The organism is Rhodanobacteraceae bacterium, from assembly GCA_016713135.1.
In the GTDB taxonomy this organism is placed as follows: Bacteria; Pseudomonadota; Gammaproteobacteria; order Xanthomonadales; family SZUA-5; genus JADKFD01.
Genome location: JADJPR010000023.1, coordinates 25,936 through 41,380, shown reverse-complemented (window position 1 = coordinate 41,380; position 15,445 = coordinate 25,936). Strand labels below are relative to the sequence as shown.

The following is a 15,445-nucleotide window of genomic DNA, read 5'->3' as shown; positions in this document are numbered from 1 at the left end:
ACTCGCGGGCTTCGCTCGTTCTGCATCAGTTTGAAGGGACTCAATCGATGGTCAAGATTCGCCTTGCACGTGGTGGCGCCAAGAAGCGGCCGTTCTATTACATCGTCGTCGCCGATGAGCGCTATGCGCGTGATGGCCGCAGCATCGAGCGCGTCGGCTTCTACAACCCGATCGCGCAGGGCAAGGAAGTGCCGCTGACGGTCGATCTGGATCGCGTGAACCACTGGGTTGGCGTCGGCGCGCAGCCGACCGACAAGGTTCGCCAGCTGATCAAGATCGCGCAGAAGCAGCAACCCGCCGCGGCCTGAGGCCCTGGTGGAACGCATCGACCTGGTCGCCGCGCCCGCGCAGCGGCTGGTGACGATGGGCCGTGTGCTCGGTGCGCACGGTGTGCGTGGGGCCCTGATGGTCGCATCCTTCTGCGAGCCCGCGCGTCGATTGCTGGATTACTCCCCATGGTGGATGGTGCGCAATGGCGTGCCGTCCATCGTGCGCGTTTTGCGCGGCCAGGACAGCACCAAAGGCTTGATCGTCGAGATCGAGGGCCTCTCTGACCGTGACCAGGCCGCCGCGCTCAAGGGCGCCGAGATCGCCATCGAGCGCGCCGCGCTGCCGAAGCTGCGCAAGGGCCAGTACTACTGGACCGACCTCGAGGGGCTGCGCGTGCGCAACCGCGAGGGCGTGGATCTCGGCGTCGTCGATCATCTGTTCGACAACGGCGCGCACCCGGTGCTGGTCATCCGCGACGGCGAGCGCGAGCGCCTGGTGCCCTTCGTACTCGACCATTTTGTGGATGCCGTGGATCTTGAGCATCGGCAGCTCGTGGTGGATTGGGATCCCGAGTTCTGAGGGAGGCCGGAGCCCTGAGTCCGGTTATCGGTTGCTGGTTGTCGGGTGTCGGCGGCGATGGCGATGGCGGCCGACAGTTTGTGGGAGCGGCTTCAGCCGCGAACGCGTGACGGCGGCCGAGGTGTGAGCTCGCGGACAGAGTCCGCTCCCACAAGAGCCGCGGTGCGCGCGCTTTGCCGCCAACAACCAAGAACCAACAACCAACAACCGGCCCAAAGGCACCCGCACTCACCCCGCCCATGCGCTTCGACGTCATCACCCTGTTCCCCGACTTCGTCCGCCAGGCGATGGGCGTGGGCGTGGTCGGGCGCGCACTGGAGCAGGGGCGGGTCAGCCTGGCGTGCTGGAATCCGCGCGACTACACCGAGGACAACTACCGGCGGGTCGACGAGCGGCCCTTCGGTGGCGGACCGGGCATGGTGTTCAAGATCGATCCGCTCAAGCGCGCGCTGGCCGATGCGCGCGAGCGCGCTGGCGCGGCGCCGGTGATCCTGATGAGCCCGCAAGGACGGCGTTTCGACCAGGACCGCGCGCGAGAGTTCGCGACGCTGCCGGGCCTGGTGCTGGTGTGCGGCCGCTACGAGGGCATCGACCAACGTTTCGTGGACCGCTACGTTGACGATGAGTTGTCGATCGGCGATTTCGTGCTCTCAGGCGGCGAGTTGCCGGCGCTGGCGGTGATGGACGCGGTAACGCGCCTGCTGCCGGGCGTGTTGCACACGGATGCCTCGGCGATCGAAGACAGTTTCATGGACGGCGTGCTCGACTGCCCGCACTACACCCGGCCGGAGCATGCCGAGGAAGGTGAGGTGCCGTCGGTGCTGCTGTCGGGCAATCACGCGGCCATCGCACGATGGCGGCGCAAGCAGTCGCTCGGGGCCACCTGGCTGCGGCGGCCGGACCTGCTGGCACGGCTGAAACTGAACAAACTCGATCGGCAACTGCTGATTGAGTTCATGGATGAACACAGGCCGAAAATCAGTGTAGACTAGTCGGCTAAGTCTGTTTGTACCCTGAGGGACGTGCCATGAGCAAAATCATTCAGCAGCTGGAAGCTGAGCAGATGAACCGCGACATCCCGGCGTTCACGCCTGGCGACACCGTCGTGGTCAATGTGAAGGTCAAGGAAGGTTCTCGTGAGCGCGTGCAGGCGTACGAGGGCGTGGTCATCGCGATCAAGAGCCGCGGGCTGAACTCCTCGTTCACCGTGCGCAAGATCTCGCACGGCGAAGGCGTGGAGCGCGTGTTCCAGACCTACAGCCCGGCGATCGAGTCGGTCCAGGTCAAGCGCCGCGGCAAGGTGCGTGCCGCCAAGCTGTACTACCTGCGCGAACTGGAAGGCAAGGCAGCCCGCATCCGCGAGGACCTGTCGGCCGCCGCCAAGGGCTGATCGGTACACCCGGTCGGTTGCAGATGAAGGCGCCTGCGGGCGCCTTCATCGTTTCTGGATTTCGCATTGATCCGCGCCATTCCGCATGCATGGGGAAGGCGTATAACCACCGCTTGGACGATGCCGACGGACGGTATCCAGACGGGAGGACGGGTCATGCGCAGCACGGGTTTGTACAGGCGACCGCTGGCGGTCGCGACGGCAATGGCGTTGTGGGCGGGCGTGGCAGCGGCGCAGTCGACGCCGACGGTGGCGCCGGGCTTGATCGCCAACGGCCAGATTTCGATCGATGCCGAGGGCGTGCCGACGGTAGTCGCGCAGAACGACCTCGACATGGCCTTCCTGCAGGGCTACATCCACGCCCGCGACCGCTTCTTCCAGATGGACTTCAGCCGGCGCGGCGCGAGCGGCACGGTGTCGGAACTGGTGGGCTCGGCGGGCCTCGCCAATGACGTGCAGATCCGCACGCTCGGCCTGCGCCGCGCCGCGTGGGAGTCTTACGCCAAGGCATCGCAGGACATGCGCGATTTCCTGCAGGCCTATTCCAACGGCGTCAATCACTGGATCCGCACCACCCCGGCGCTGCCGCCCGAATACGGCGCGCTGGAACTGACCCGTGTCGATCCCTGGTCGCCGGTGGATTCGCTGGTGATCGGCAAGGCGCTCGCCTTCCAGTTGTCTTTCGATCTGGACATCGATTTCACCCTGCGCCTGGCGGCCTACCAGCAGGCTGGCGCCGCTGGCGGCTTCAACGGCACGGCGCTGTTCTTCGAAGACACCCATCGCACCCAGCCGGGCGACAACCGGGTGTCGATCCCCGGCTTCCTGCAATCGATCGGCGGCCAGGGCGAAGCACCCAAGAGCCTCGCCGACGAAGTGCCGAGCATTTCGCCGCAGACGGTGGAACTGGCGCGCGCCTATCGCGAGCAGATCGCCGACCACCCGCTGATCGGTCCCGCGCTGAACTTCCGCGAGGGTCGTGGCGCGAGCAACTGGTGGGTGGTCGCCGGGCGCAACACCAATACCGGCCGGCCGATCCTGGCCAACGATCCGCACCTTGGCCTCGATACGCCATCCGTATTTTATGAAAACCGCCTGTACTCGACCGATTCGCGCTTTCCGGTGCCGTACACCTTCAGCGGGTCCTCGGTCGCTGGCGCGCCGGGTCCGCTGCTCGGCTGCACCGATCGTTTCTGCTGGGGCCTGACCACCAATCCGCTGGATGTCACCGACACCTACCAGGAGACCTTCCGGCTCAATACCTATGGCTTGCCGACGCACACGATCTACAACGGTGTCGCCGAGCCGGTGGTCTGGATCTTCCAGAGCTATTTCGTCAACAACGTCGGCGACGGTGTGGCCAACAACGTGGCGCGGAGCAACAGCATCGGCTACACCAACGGCGGTGTGACCATCATCGTTCCGCGCCGCAACAATGGCCCGGTGGTGCAGATTTCCGGTTCGACCGGCCTGTCGGTGGCCTACACCGGTTGGGGCGCGACCAATGAGCTGGAGACCTTCCGTCGCCTGCCGCGCTCGCGCAATGTGCAGGAGTTCCGCGACAACCTGCAGTACTTCGACGTCGGCTCGCAGAACTTCGTGTATGCGGACACCGACAACAACATCGCCTACTTCACCACCGCCGAAGCGCCACTGCGCACCGATTTGCAGACGCTCGGCCGGCCGGATGGCGGCGTTCCGCCGTTCCTGATCCGCGATGGATCGGGCGCGCTCAAGCACGACTGGCTGCCGCGCACCAGCAACCATCCGAACCAGTCGGTGCCGTTTGAAATCCTGCCGCCGGCGGAGATGCCCTTTGTGATCAATCCGACCCAGGGCTACATCGCCAACTGCAACAACGATCCGGTCGGCGTGACGCTGGACAACAACTCGCTGAACCAGTTGCGCCCAGGCGGCGGCATTTACTACCTGGAGAACGGCTATTCCGCGTTCCGCCAGGGCCGTATCGACCGCCTGCTGGCCGACCGCATCCGCGCAGGTAACCCGATTACGGTCGACTTCATCAAGCAGACCCAGGCGAACAACCAGCCGCTGGACGCCGAGAAGCTGACGCCCTTCCTGTTGCAAGCGGCCGCCAACGCCAATGCGGCGAATGCCTGGCCAGAACTGCGTGCGGTGGCTACGGACGCGCGCGTGGCGGCGGCCATCGCCCGCCTGCAGAGTTGGGACTACACCACGCCGACCGGCATTCCGGAGGGCTATGACGCCGGCGACAACCCGGCGAGCCTGCCGCAGCCCAGCCAGACCGAAATCCGCAACTCGACCGCTGCCACCGTCTTCGCGGTGTGGCGTTCCTTCGCGATCCGCGGCGTGGTGGATGCCACGCTGACGCGCATCGGGCTGTCCAGCCAGACACCGGGCTCCGAGGAATCGGTGCGCGCGCTGCTGAACCTGCTGGAGAAGTACCCGACGGCGCGCGGCGTTGGCGCCAGCGGCGTCAACTTCTTCCAGGTCAGCGGCGCGCCGAGTCCGGAGGCGGCGCGCGACGTGATCCTGCTGCGTGCGCTGCGGGATGCGCTGACGGCGCTCGCGAGCAACGACTTCGCGCCGGCGTATGCGAATTCGACCAACATCGACGACTATCGCTGGGGCCGGTTGCACCGCATCGTGTTCGACCACCCGCTGGGCGGTCCGTTCAACCTGCCGGGAGCCAACCCCTACGGCTTCAGCAACCTGTCGCCGCAGCTGCCGGGCGTCGCGCGTCCTGGCGGATACGAGACGCTGGATGTGGCTGGTCACTCGACCAAGGCGAACACGCTGAATGGCTTCATGTTCGGCAGCGGACCGGCGCGGCGTTTCGTGGGCACGATGACCGATGCAATCTCGGCTGAGAACATCCATCCGGGTGGCCAGTCGGGTGTGTTGGGTTCGCAGACCTATGCGAGCCAGCTCGGTCGCTGGCTGACCAACCGCTACAAGACGCTGATCATCAACCGCGACCAGGCACTGCAGGCAGAGCGCGAACGGCTCGAGTTCCGTCCGTAACGCGCGACCGCACCAGCTGTCATCATGACGGGGTGCCCGCGAGGGCACCCCGTTCTCATTCCAGGATGTCCATCCCATGAGCAGCGATGTCGACCGTCTCGCACGTGAGCACCTGCGCGAGCGCGATCCTAAGCTGGCGATCTGGATGACCCGCGTCGGCGACCTGCCGTTGCCGCGCCCGGAACCCTTCGCCCTGGTGCACGCACTGGCGCGCTCGATCATCTTCCAGCAGTTGAACGGCAAGGCTGCCGAGACCATCTTCGGGCGATTGCAGCAGGCGCTCGGGGGCCGCCGCGTGTCAGCGCGCGCCCTGGCTGCGGCGGACGAATCCGATTTGCGCGCGGCCGGCGTGTCAGGGTCCAAGATCCGCGCGCTCAAGGACCTGGCCGCGCACGCGCAGGCGCGGCGCCTGCCATCGCCCGACGCCCTGCACGCGATGTCCGATGAGGAAGCCATCGACAAACTGACCATCGTGCGCGGCATCGGGCCGTGGACGGTGCAGATGCTGCTGATGTTCCGGATGGGCCGCGTCGACATCCTGCCGCTCAGCGATTTCGGGGTGCGCGCCGGCGCACAGCTGGTGCATGGGCTCGACGCGATGCCGGGCACCGCCCAACTGGCAGAGCTGGGCGCGCCCTGGGCGCCTTACCGATCGCTGGCCAGCCTGTATCTTTGGCGCGCTGTCGACACTGCCCGGGAAAACAAAGACTGATGACCGCCGATGAGATGTTTCGCGCGCTGACGCTGGAGGGCCTCAGCATCCACGGACTGAGGGCAGACATGCATACCGGCGATGCCCGCGGGGTGGAATGCACCGCCCACGTCGAGTTCCAGCTCACACCGAGCGCCATCGAGGGTTCCAACCCGCCGCAGTTCGCCCTGCAGACGCGCCTGACCTGCGTCGGCACGCCGGTGCGCGGCAACCGCACCAAGCTGTTCGATCTCGAGATCCGCGCGCTGGCGACCTATCGGCAGATCGCCAGCGGTGCATTGACGGCCAACGATTTCGCGATCCACCACACCGTCTTCGCACGGCATCTGTTTCCCGCCATGTCGCTGCGCGCCCAGGCGCTGCTGCACGACCTTGGCATGCAGAACATCCGCCTGCCGGTGGACCTGCCGCAGCAGCCCGATCCGCGGACGGAACAAGGGCCGGTCGTGCTGAACTGAGGACGACGCGGACGGGAGCATCCCGGCTCGGACGTCCGGCCTTGCGATACGCACTTTGCGCCCCCCGGTGCCGCGAATCAGCCTTCCGCGGGCCTGTTTGCCAATCGCGAGGGTAGGTCGCCATCGGCTTCAATGCGCTCCCGACCACAGGCAGTCCCGACGCTGGACGTCCATAATCGGGGCCCCCCTTCCACTGCTTCCGGGCCATGCCCTTGCCCCCCTCCCGCATCAAGGGCCGCGGCGCCGCCGGCAACCCGGTGGGGCGCTTCGAGTCCACCCGGCACGAGAGCGAGGACGACGGCTGGTGGCGCGAACTGGACGCGCCATCCCCGCGCACGCAGGTGACCATCGAGCAGGCGCGCTCGGTGATCACGCGCAACGATTCGCCCGATTTGCCCTTCGACCTGGCGTTGAATCCCTACCGCGGCTGCGAACACGGTTGCATCTACTGCTACGCGCGGCCGACGCACGAGTACCTGAACCTGTCTTCGGGGCTGGATTTCGAGACCCGGTTGTACGCCAAGGAAAACGCGCCGGAGGTCTTGCGCCGCGAACTGGCCAAGCCCGGCCACAAGGTCAGCCCGATCAATCTCGGCGCCAGTACCGATCCCTACCAGCCGATCGAACGCCGCCACCGGGTCACCCGCGGCGTGATCGAAGTGCTGGCGCAAGCGCGCCATCCGCTCACCATCGTGACCAAGAACGCGCTGGTGCTGCGCGATCTGGACCTGCTGCGCGACCTGGCCCGCGATGACCTGGTGCAGGTATTCCTGTCGGTCACCACGCTCGACAACGGCCTCGCCAGCCGACTGGAGCCGCGCGCCAGCGCGCCGCATGCGCGGCTGCGTGCGGTGGCCGAACTGGCTGCGGCGGGAGTCCCGGTGGGCGTGTTCGTGGCGCCGTTGATTCCGGCCATCACCGACGCGGAGATGGAGAGTGTCATGCAGGCCGCGCGCGAGGCCGGCGCCAGCACCATCAGCTACACCCTGGTGCGCCTGCCGCACCAGGTGGCGCCGCTGTTCCGCGAGTGGCTGGAGCTGCATTTCCCGGATCGCGCCGCGCATGTCATGAGCCTGATCCAGCAGATGCGCGGCGGGCGCGACAACGACCCGCGCTTCGGCTCGCGCATGCGCGGCGAGGGGCTGTTCGCCGACCTGCTCAAGCGTCGATTCGAAATCGCGCGCAAGCGCCTGGGCTTCGCCACGCGTGAAGAGCACGTCGGCCTGCGCTGCGATTTGTTCCACGCGCCGGCCAGGGCCAAGGACGCCTCGCCGCAGGGTGATCTGTTCGGCTGAGCCCAGGCGTTACAGTTGGCGCGCGCGCAAACGACGGAATCTGCGCATTGACTGCGTTGTAATCTCCGGCTTCCCTGATTCCAAGGTCTACCGCGTGCCCGCAGCCCTTTCCTTGCGTCGCTTCGCCTGCCTCGGCGCCCTGTTGCTGCTCGCCGCATGCAACGGTCAGCCCGGCGAGAAGACCGGCTTCCGCACCGCCAAGCTCGACCGCGGTGGCGTGGCGGTGTCGATCTCGGCCACCGGCACCTTGCGCGCACTGTCCACGGTGGATGTCGGTACTCAGGTCTCCGGCCAGGTGCTCAGCGTCGAGGTCGATTTCAATGACCGGGTGACCCAGGGACAAGTGATCGCGCGCATCGATCCGGCGAACTTCCAGACGCGCCTGACCCAGTCGGAGGCGGACCTGGCGAGCGCCCGCGCCGGGCTGGTCGAGGCGCAGACCGCGCTGAAGCTGGCCGAGGCCGAGCTCAAGCGCAAGCGCGATGTGGCCGCGCGCAAGCTGATCTCGGCGAGCGAACTCGACATTGCGCAGGCTGCGCGGGACCAGGCCGCCGCACGGGTGGGTTCGGCGCAGGCGTCGATCAAGCAGCGCGCGGCGGCGGTCGAGGACGCGCAGCTCGATGTGGACTACACGGTGATCAAATCGCCGGTGGACGGCGTGATCCTGCTGCGCAGCGTGGAGCCGGGCCAGACCGTGGCCGCGAGCTTCCAGACGCCGGTGCTGTTCCGCATCGCCGAGGACCTGACGCGGATGCAGATCGATCTGTCGATCGACGAGTCCGATGTCGGCCAGGTGCGCGAGGGCCTGCCGGTGAACTTCACGGTCGACGCCTTCCCCAATCGCAACTTCACCGGCACGGTGCACCAGATCCGCCTGTCGGCCACTGCGGTCGCGAATGTCGTGACCTACCCGGTGGTGGTCGAGGTCAGCAACCCGGACCTCAGCCTGCTGCCCGGGATGACGGCGAACGCCGAGATCGAGATTGCCAGTCGCAGCGATGCCTTGCGCGTGCCCAACGCCGCGCTGCGCTTCAAGCCGGAAGGGGCCGAGGCGCCAGCCACCGGCGGCATGCAGGGCGGCGGCATGCTCGACGAATTGTCGAAGATTGCTGCCGGACTCAAGCTCAGCGCGCCGCAGCAGGCGGCGCTGGATGAGGTGCTCGCCGGAATGCGCCAACGCTTCGAACAGCGGCGCCAGGCGATGGCCGCGGGCGGCGGATCGGGTGCGCCGGCCGGTGGCGGCAACGGTGCGCCAACGGGGGCAGCGACCGGACCTACGCCGGAGATGCGCGAACGCATGCGCCGCATGTTCCAGGACGCGATGGCGCCCTTCCGCGACACCCTGGATGAGACCCAGCGCGCGCTCTGGGATGCCGAAATGCAACTGCTGGCGAATGCCCGCCGGGTGACACTGTGGCTGCTCAAGGACGGCAAGCCGAGCCCGGTCACCGTGCGCGCCGGCGTATCCGACGGCACCCACACCGAGATCATCGGCGGCGACCTGGCGCCCGGCACCGACGTGATCGTCGGCTCGGGTGGCGCGTGAGCGCGCAGGAGCTGATCCGGTGGTGATCGAACTCGACAACGTCGGCAAGGTCTATTCGCCCGGCACCGCGGCCGAGGTGGTCGCGCTGCGCGGCGTCAGCCTGTCGATTGCGCGCGGCGAGTTCGTCGCGATCATGGGGCCGTCGGGCTCCGGCAAGTCGACCCTGATGAACCTGATCGGCTGCCTCGACGTGCCCACCAGCGGACGCTGCCTGATCGATGGCGTCGACGTCGCCAGGCTCGACGCCGCCGGGCGTGCGCGGCTGCGGCTGGAGAAGCTCGGCTTCGTGTTCCAGGGCTTCCATTTGCTGACGCGCATGAGCGCGCTCGAGAACGTCATGATGCCGATGGTCTACGCCGGCGTGCCGCGCGCGGAGCGGCGCCAGCTTGCGGAGAATGCCTTGCGCGATGTCGGCCTGGGAGAACGCGCGAAGCACACGCCGAGCGAGCTGTCCGGCGGCCAGCAGCAGCGCGTCGCGATTGCCCGCGCACTGGTCAACCGGCCGCCCATCCTGCTCGCCGACGAACCCACCGGCGCACTCGACACCAAGACCGGCCATGACATCCTGGTGCTGTTCAAGCAACTGCAGATGGCCGGCCACACCATCATCCTGATCACCCACGATCCGGAAGTCGCCGAAAGCGCAGACCGTGCGCTGCATATCCGCGACGGCCAGCTGGTCGAGGAGGCGCACGCATGAACAAGACCGCCGCTGCCACCGCAACCGGCCCATGGCCGCAGGCGCGTCCGCGCCACCGCGTGGGTTTCCGCGACATCGCCGAGATGGCCATGTTCGCCGTGCGCGGCAACTGGATGCGCAGCGTCCTGACCGCGCTCGGCGTGATCATCGGCATCGCCGCCGTGATCATCATGGTCTCGGTCGGCCAGGGCACCCAGGCCGAGCTGGACCGCACCATCGCCAGCCTCGGCAGCAACCGCATCGAGGTCTGGGGCGGCGCCAGCCGCATGGGTGGCGTGCGCGGCGGGGCCGGCAGCCAGAGTTCGCTGACCGACGGCGACATCGCCGCGATCCGCGCCGAGATTCCGGAGGCGGTGTACGTTGCCGGGCAGATCCGCGGCGGCACCCAAGTGGTCAATGCCGAGCAGAACTGGAGCACCCAGTGGGCCGGGATCCAGCCGGACTATTTCGAAACCAATGGCTGGGAGGTGGTCGAGGGCGCGCGCTTCGGCGAACGCGACTACAGTTCGGCGGCCAAGGTGGTGATCCTCGGCAAGACCACGCGCGAGAAACTGTTCGGCGATGCCGAGGCGGTCGGCGCCAGCGTGCGCGTAGGCCGCGTGCCGTTCACCGTGGTCGGCGTGCTGAAATCGAAGGGCCAGGGCCCGTGGGGCGACCAGGACGACCTGATCCTGGTCCCGCTGGAAACCGCGCGGCGGCGCCTGTCCGGGCCGATGTCGCTGCCGCCGGGTGCGGTGCAGTCGATCTCGGTCGGCACCGCGCGCGCCGAGGACCTGCCGGCGGCCGAGCGCCAGTTGAACGACTTGCTGCGCCAGCGGCACAAGATCGCGCCCGGCGCCGAGGACGATTTCACCGTGCGCAACCTGACCGAGATGGTCTCCGCGCGTACCCAGACCACCCGGTTGATGTCGCTGCTGCTCGGCGCCGTCGCCTCGATCTCACTGGTCGTCGGCGGCATCGGCATCATGAACATCATGCTGGTCTCGGTCACCGAGCGCATCCGCGAGATCGGCTTGCGCATGGCGGTCGGCGCCGGCCCGCGCGAGGTGCAGCTGCAGTTCCTCGCCGAAGCGATGCTGATCTCGCTCGCCGGCGGCGCCATCGGCATCGCGCTCGGCATCGGCGGCGCCCTGCTGGCGGAGGAATTCGGCTCGCTGCCGGTGGCGCTGAACCTCGAGGTGATCCTGATGGCTACAGGTTTTTCCGTCGCCACCGGCCTGTTCTTCGGCTACTACCCGGCGCGCAAGGCGAGCCAACTGGATCCGATCGAGGCTCTGCGGCACCAGGGATGACCCGGGTTCATCAGTCAGACCCGGCACCGGCCAGTTGCCCTGGAGACTGTGACCAACGGTTGCAAGCACGCTTCGCGACGCTGATAGTCGAGGACGGCTTTCGGACCCTGGGGCACATGCATGTGGCTGGACCTGCTGGCGCTGATCGGGGCGATCTGGCTGATCGTGCGTGTAGTGCTGCTGCGTCAGGTGGCGGCGCTGCCGTTCGCGCGGCAGGCAGCGCGCTTCGTCGACGCAGCGGCGCCAGCGGCGATCGCGGACCTGGTCGCGCAGGCGAATGCGGAACTGGATGAGCTGGGCTTCGAGCCGGCGCGCTGGGTGCGCGTGGTCAACGCCGACGGGGCGCAGGCGCACCTGCGGATCGTGCGCCTGCATCGCAAGTGCCACGCGGCGGTCTGGCTGGAGGCACCGACGCTGTTCGCGCCCAATCGGCCGGTGGTCTGGTACGTCACGCGCATGCTCGACGGGCGCACCCTGATCACCCAGCCCTTCGACGTCTACTTCCAGTTGCTGGCGCGCGAACAGGCGCTGGTGCAGGCTTGCGGCGAACCCAGCTTCGCTGGCCAGTGGGCGGCGCATTGCGCGCTGGTGGCCACCCACGGAGCCACCGACCCGGCCGGCATCGAGGATGCCCAGTTGCTCGGCTTTTACTCGGAATGGATGGAACGCCAGCGCCAGGCGCTGATTGCGGCGGGCGACCTGGTGCCGTCCAGCGACTCGACGGCGCGACCAAGCCTGCGCTTTGCCTGGCGCGCGGTGGCGGCGATGCGCAGGATGCCCAAGCCACCGGCCGACCCACGGCCGGTGCCGCCGGCGCGGATCGCGCTGATGGCCACTCAGCAAGAACGCATGCGCAGCCGCTCGCCTTCGCGCCAGGTCGAGTGGGCGCTGTTTGCGCTCAGCGTCGCGCTATTCATGGGCCTGGGCGCCGTGCTGTGGGATCCGATGGCGGCGTGGATGATCCTGGTGGTCGTGGTGATCCACGAACTCGGCCATTTCCTCGCGATGCGCGCCTTCGGTTACCGCAATGTGCACATGATGGCGCTGCCGCTGGTGGGCGGCGTCGCCATCGGCCAGGACGTCGATCCCAGCGCGCACCGCAGCGCGTGGATGTCGCTGATGGGGCCGCTGCCCGGGATCCTGATCGGTTGGGCGATCATGGGCGCTGTTGCGCTGGATGCCTGGCCGGCTGCGCTTGGCGACGGTTCGGCGTGGGCGACGATGTTCCTCTTGCTCAACTACCTGAATGTGCTGCCGGTGCCGCCACTGAACGGCGCGCACGTGGTGCAGGCGCTGCTGCCGCCGCGCCGGGCCTGGATCGAAGTGGGATTCATCGCCGCCGCCTGCCTGCTGGGCGCATGGGCGGCGTGGGAATTCGGTTTCGTGCTGCTGGCGGCGTTGGCCCTGCTGCAGCTGTTTTCGCTGTCCGGCCGCTGGCAGGCGCAACGCGCGCTCGCCGCCGTGGCGCAACAGCCGCCGGCGCCGGCGATGGCGCGTCCGCTACGCATCCGCGTCGTGGCCGATGCGCTCGAACGCCTGCTCGGGCCCACGCCGCACGCCAAGCATCGGGTGGAACAGGCGCTGGACGTGCTCCACCGGCTGGACCGCAAGCCCATGCGGGCCTGGCAGTCCCTGTTGGTGGGCGGCACGCTCGCGCTGTTGCTGGTGGTGCCGGTCGGGATTGCGGTGCTTGCCTGGGACCTGCAGGGATTTGGCGCACGCCAGCCGGCCATTTCTGGCGAGGCCCTCGAGTCCCGCCGCGCGCAGGAGGCGGCGCTGCATGCGACGGCAGCGGCGATGTCCGACGAGCAACTGGTCGAGGGGATTCTCGCGTCCGCGGACTGGGCCGGCGCGCCCGCAGCGCCGGCCCATGCCCAGGCCATCGCGGCCGCCGAGGCGCGCATCGGCATGCCGATGCCGCCGCCGCTGCTGGCGCTCTATCACCGGCACGATGGGTTGCCGGCCTTGGGCATCGGCCCGGCCTCAGACCTGGCGCCCGCCGCTGCGAAGGTGGACGAATGGTTCGGGTTGATTGAGGTCGACGAGTACCCGGTCGACATCCATGTGCCCGGTGCGGAGCAGCCAGACAGCATCGTGATGACAGCGTCCTTGCTGCGCACCTGGTTGCTGGCCGGTGGCGACGACGAATCGCTGCTGCTGTTCAATCCGGATCCGGCGGCACAGCCGGCGCAGTGGATCAACCTGTGGGCCGAGTCGCCGTCCGGCTATCGCAGCCTGCATGAATGGCTGCAGGACGCGTGGGTTTCCACGCAGCAGCAACAAAGCTACGCTCGGGAGATGCAGCAGCGGCAGCAGCGAGCCTACGCGCGCTTTGCGGGCGCCGATTGGGACCCCGTGCTCGAGGCGCTGCAGCCGGAGACGCCGATGCTTGTGCTCCTGTTCGCGGGCGCGCCTGAGCTGCCCGATCCGGCCACGACCGAGGCGCTGGCCGCCGCGGAGCAGCGCCTGGGGCGTGCGCTGCCGGCGGATTATCGCGAGTTGCTGCTGCGCCATGACGGCCACCCGATGCTGGGGCTGGATGCGATCGCCAAGGTGCATGTGCTCGATGCCGACGAGTTGGCCAGGAATATCTGGCTCAATGATCTGGCGCGTCCTCGCAGCGCGCAGGGCGTGCCCGGCGCACAGCCGGCCAATCTGGCCTCGCGCGAGGAGTTGGTCGGGTGCCTGGCACTGCAGGCGGATTCAGATCAGGTATCGGCGGCGACCGTGCTGTGCCCAGGCGGACACCCGCAGGCGGGCGTCTTCGACCTGCGTATGTTGCTGCGCTACCCCGACGTGCTGTCGCTGGCGCGCACGCGGGCGGCGCAGTTGTCGGTGTTGCAGGATCCGGAGGCGTAGCGTAGCCCGGAGTCCCGGGCAGCGCGTATTCCGGGCTACTTCCTCCCGCGACTCAACCGCGCAGCCGCGGATCGCGCTGCAGTTCCTCGATCATCGCCTCGATCTCGCCCAGCGCCTTCGACCTGGGGAACGCGTCGCGGGTCATTTGCAGCAGCTTCAGGGCATCCGCGGCGCGGCCCATCGGACCGGCGAGTGCGCGGGCCACGCGCAGGTGCACGGCGCCGACTGCCGGGTGCTTCGGATAAGCTCGGCTGAAGCCGCTGGCGAAGGGCAGGGAGATCTCGGGCCGTCCAAGTTCGTGCGCCTTGTCGAGCAGTTCCAGCACCTGGTCCGGATCGCTGGGCCACAGGCTGGCATCGGCGCCGCGCACCTCGGCCCAGAACTCCAGCGCCTGGCGCCAGCGCTCCTGCGCGATCATCACATTGAGCCAGGTGCGCGCGTGCTTCGCCAGCGCCTCGGTTTCGCCATGCAGGGTCAACAGCTTGCGGTAACGCTGGTGCACCGCATCGGTGCCGCCGCGCTCGTGGATGTGCTCGCCGAGCAGCGCCGCGGCGCCAGCGGTGTCGCCGTCCGCAGCCAGCTTCTCGCTCTGATCCAGGATGCTCTGGTCGCGGTCCAGTGGGCGTGGCAAGGGCTTCGCGTGGGTAGGTTTGACCTCGTAGCCCAGCGCGTCGCGGTACTGGTAGACCAGGTAGCCGAGCAGGTGGAAGGTCACCACCGTGAAGTAATGTGCGATGAAATAGTGGCCGATGATGGCCAGCGGCCCGGGCAGGAAGGGCACCAGCATGCGCTGGGCGTTGGTCTCGCTGAACATGATCACCAGGCAGAGCAGCGAGGCCCCGATGTACGGCCAGCCGATGCGTGAAAGCGTGGCCAGCCACATTGAAGGATTCAGTGCGCCCCAGGTGTCCTGGTCGATCGCCGCCGACATCAAGGCCGCAGGCGCGCCCAGGGCGACCGCGAACAGCGGCGCGTAGGACAGCACGCCGGCGCCCATGTAGGCCAGCAGGATGGTCAGACCAATGGCGAGCAGCCATAGCAGCACCTGCACCTTGAGGACGGTCCAGCCGACTTCGTCCGGAGTGGAATAGCCATTCGGCGCCTCCATGTTGCCGTTGGCCGTATTGGTCAGCACTTCGGCGGCGTACTTGAGCATCGCCACGCTGATCAGGATGTTGAGCAGCCAGCCCATGCCGGGCACATAGCCGAGCAATCGCAGCACCGCGAGCACGGAGATCGTGAGGAGTGCCTCCGAGTGCATCGGGTACCGCAGCATCGGGCGCAGTCGCTCCCAGAAGGGCAGCGTGGCAGCGGGCTTGGACGTGGACATGCAGGATC

Annotated in this window: 13 protein-coding genes; 12 read left to right on the top strand and 1 reads right to left on the bottom strand. The window is 67.9% G+C overall.

Going from position 1 to position 15,445, the window contains the following annotated elements; genetic code table 11:
- The first annotated feature begins 47 nt into the window (after nt 1-47).
- The 12 genes from rpsP (at nt 48) to IPK27_20130 (ending at nt 14,107) form a co-directional block, all read left to right on the top strand.
- Entirely contained in the window at nt 48-308 is a 261-nt protein-coding gene (gene rpsP, locus IPK27_20185) for a 30S ribosomal protein S16 (GenBank protein MBK8069844.1), read from the top strand.
- Nucleotides 309-363: 55 nt separating this feature from the next.
- Complete coding sequence (gene rimM, locus IPK27_20180; GenBank protein ID MBK8069843.1) at nt 364-849, top strand: ribosome maturation factor RimM; 486 nt, start codon at nt 364-366, stop codon at nt 847-849.
- A 239-nt stretch (nt 850-1,088) separates the two neighbouring features.
- Entirely contained in the window at nt 1,089-1,841 is a 753-nt protein-coding gene (trmD, locus tag IPK27_20175; GenBank protein ID MBK8069842.1) for a tRNA (guanosine(37)-N1)-methyltransferase TrmD, read from the top strand.
- A 35-nt stretch (nt 1,842-1,876) separates the two neighbouring features.
- Nucleotides 1,877-2,239, top strand: a complete 363-nt coding sequence (gene rplS / locus IPK27_20170; GenBank protein ID MBK8069841.1) for a 50S ribosomal protein L19 — start codon at nt 1,877-1,879, stop codon at nt 2,237-2,239.
- Nucleotides 2,240-2,395: 156 nt separating this feature from the next.
- The gene (locus tag IPK27_20165) at nt 2,396-5,245 is read left to right on the top strand and encodes a penicillin acylase family protein (protein ID MBK8069840.1); all 2,850 of its coding nucleotides are present in this window, start codon (nt 2,396-2,398) and stop codon (nt 5,243-5,245) included.
- Nucleotides 5,246-5,321: 76 nt separating this feature from the next.
- Nucleotides 5,322-5,957, top strand: coding sequence for a DNA-3-methyladenine glycosylase 2 family protein (locus tag IPK27_20160; protein ID MBK8069839.1), 636 nt, complete (start codon nt 5,322-5,324; stop codon nt 5,955-5,957).
- Nucleotides 5,957-6,415: a hypothetical protein gene (locus IPK27_20155; protein ID MBK8069838.1), complete on the top strand. Its 459-nt coding sequence runs from the start codon at nt 5,957-5,959 to the stop codon at nt 6,413-6,415. The genes IPK27_20160 and IPK27_20155 overlap by 1 nt, the downstream gene beginning before the upstream one ends.
- A gap of 206 nt (nt 6,416-6,621) precedes the next feature.
- Nucleotides 6,622-7,710, top strand: coding sequence for a PA0069 family radical SAM protein (locus tag IPK27_20150; protein ID MBK8069837.1), 1,089 nt, complete (start codon nt 6,622-6,624; stop codon nt 7,708-7,710).
- Between the two features lie 94 nt (nt 7,711-7,804).
- Nucleotides 7,805-9,256, top strand: a complete 1,452-nt coding sequence (locus IPK27_20145; GenBank protein ID MBK8069836.1) for an efflux RND transporter periplasmic adaptor subunit — start codon at nt 7,805-7,807, stop codon at nt 9,254-9,256.
- The gene (locus tag IPK27_20140; protein MBK8069835.1) at nt 9,246-9,956 is read left to right on the top strand and encodes an ABC transporter ATP-binding protein; all 711 of its coding nucleotides are present in this window, start codon (nt 9,246-9,248) and stop codon (nt 9,954-9,956) included. Before IPK27_20145 ends, IPK27_20140 begins: the two co-directional genes overlap by 11 nt.
- An 83-nt stretch (nt 9,957-10,039) precedes the next feature.
- On the top strand, nt 10,040-11,248 hold the full coding sequence (locus tag IPK27_20135) for an ABC transporter permease (protein MBK8069834.1): 1,209 nt from the start codon (nt 10,040-10,042) through the stop codon (nt 11,246-11,248).
- A gap of 120 nt (nt 11,249-11,368) precedes the next feature.
- On the top strand, nt 11,369-14,107 hold the full coding sequence (locus IPK27_20130; protein MBK8069833.1) for a site-2 protease family protein: 2,739 nt from the start codon (nt 11,369-11,371) through the stop codon (nt 14,105-14,107).
- 52 nt (nt 14,108-14,159) lie between these two features.
- Here the strand turns inward: IPK27_20130 and IPK27_20125 are convergent, their stop codons facing one another.
- Nucleotides 14,160-15,437, bottom strand: a complete 1,278-nt coding sequence (locus tag IPK27_20125; protein MBK8069832.1) for a hypothetical protein — start codon at nt 15,435-15,437, stop codon at nt 14,160-14,162.
- Nucleotides 15,438-15,445: the final 8 nt, after the last annotated feature.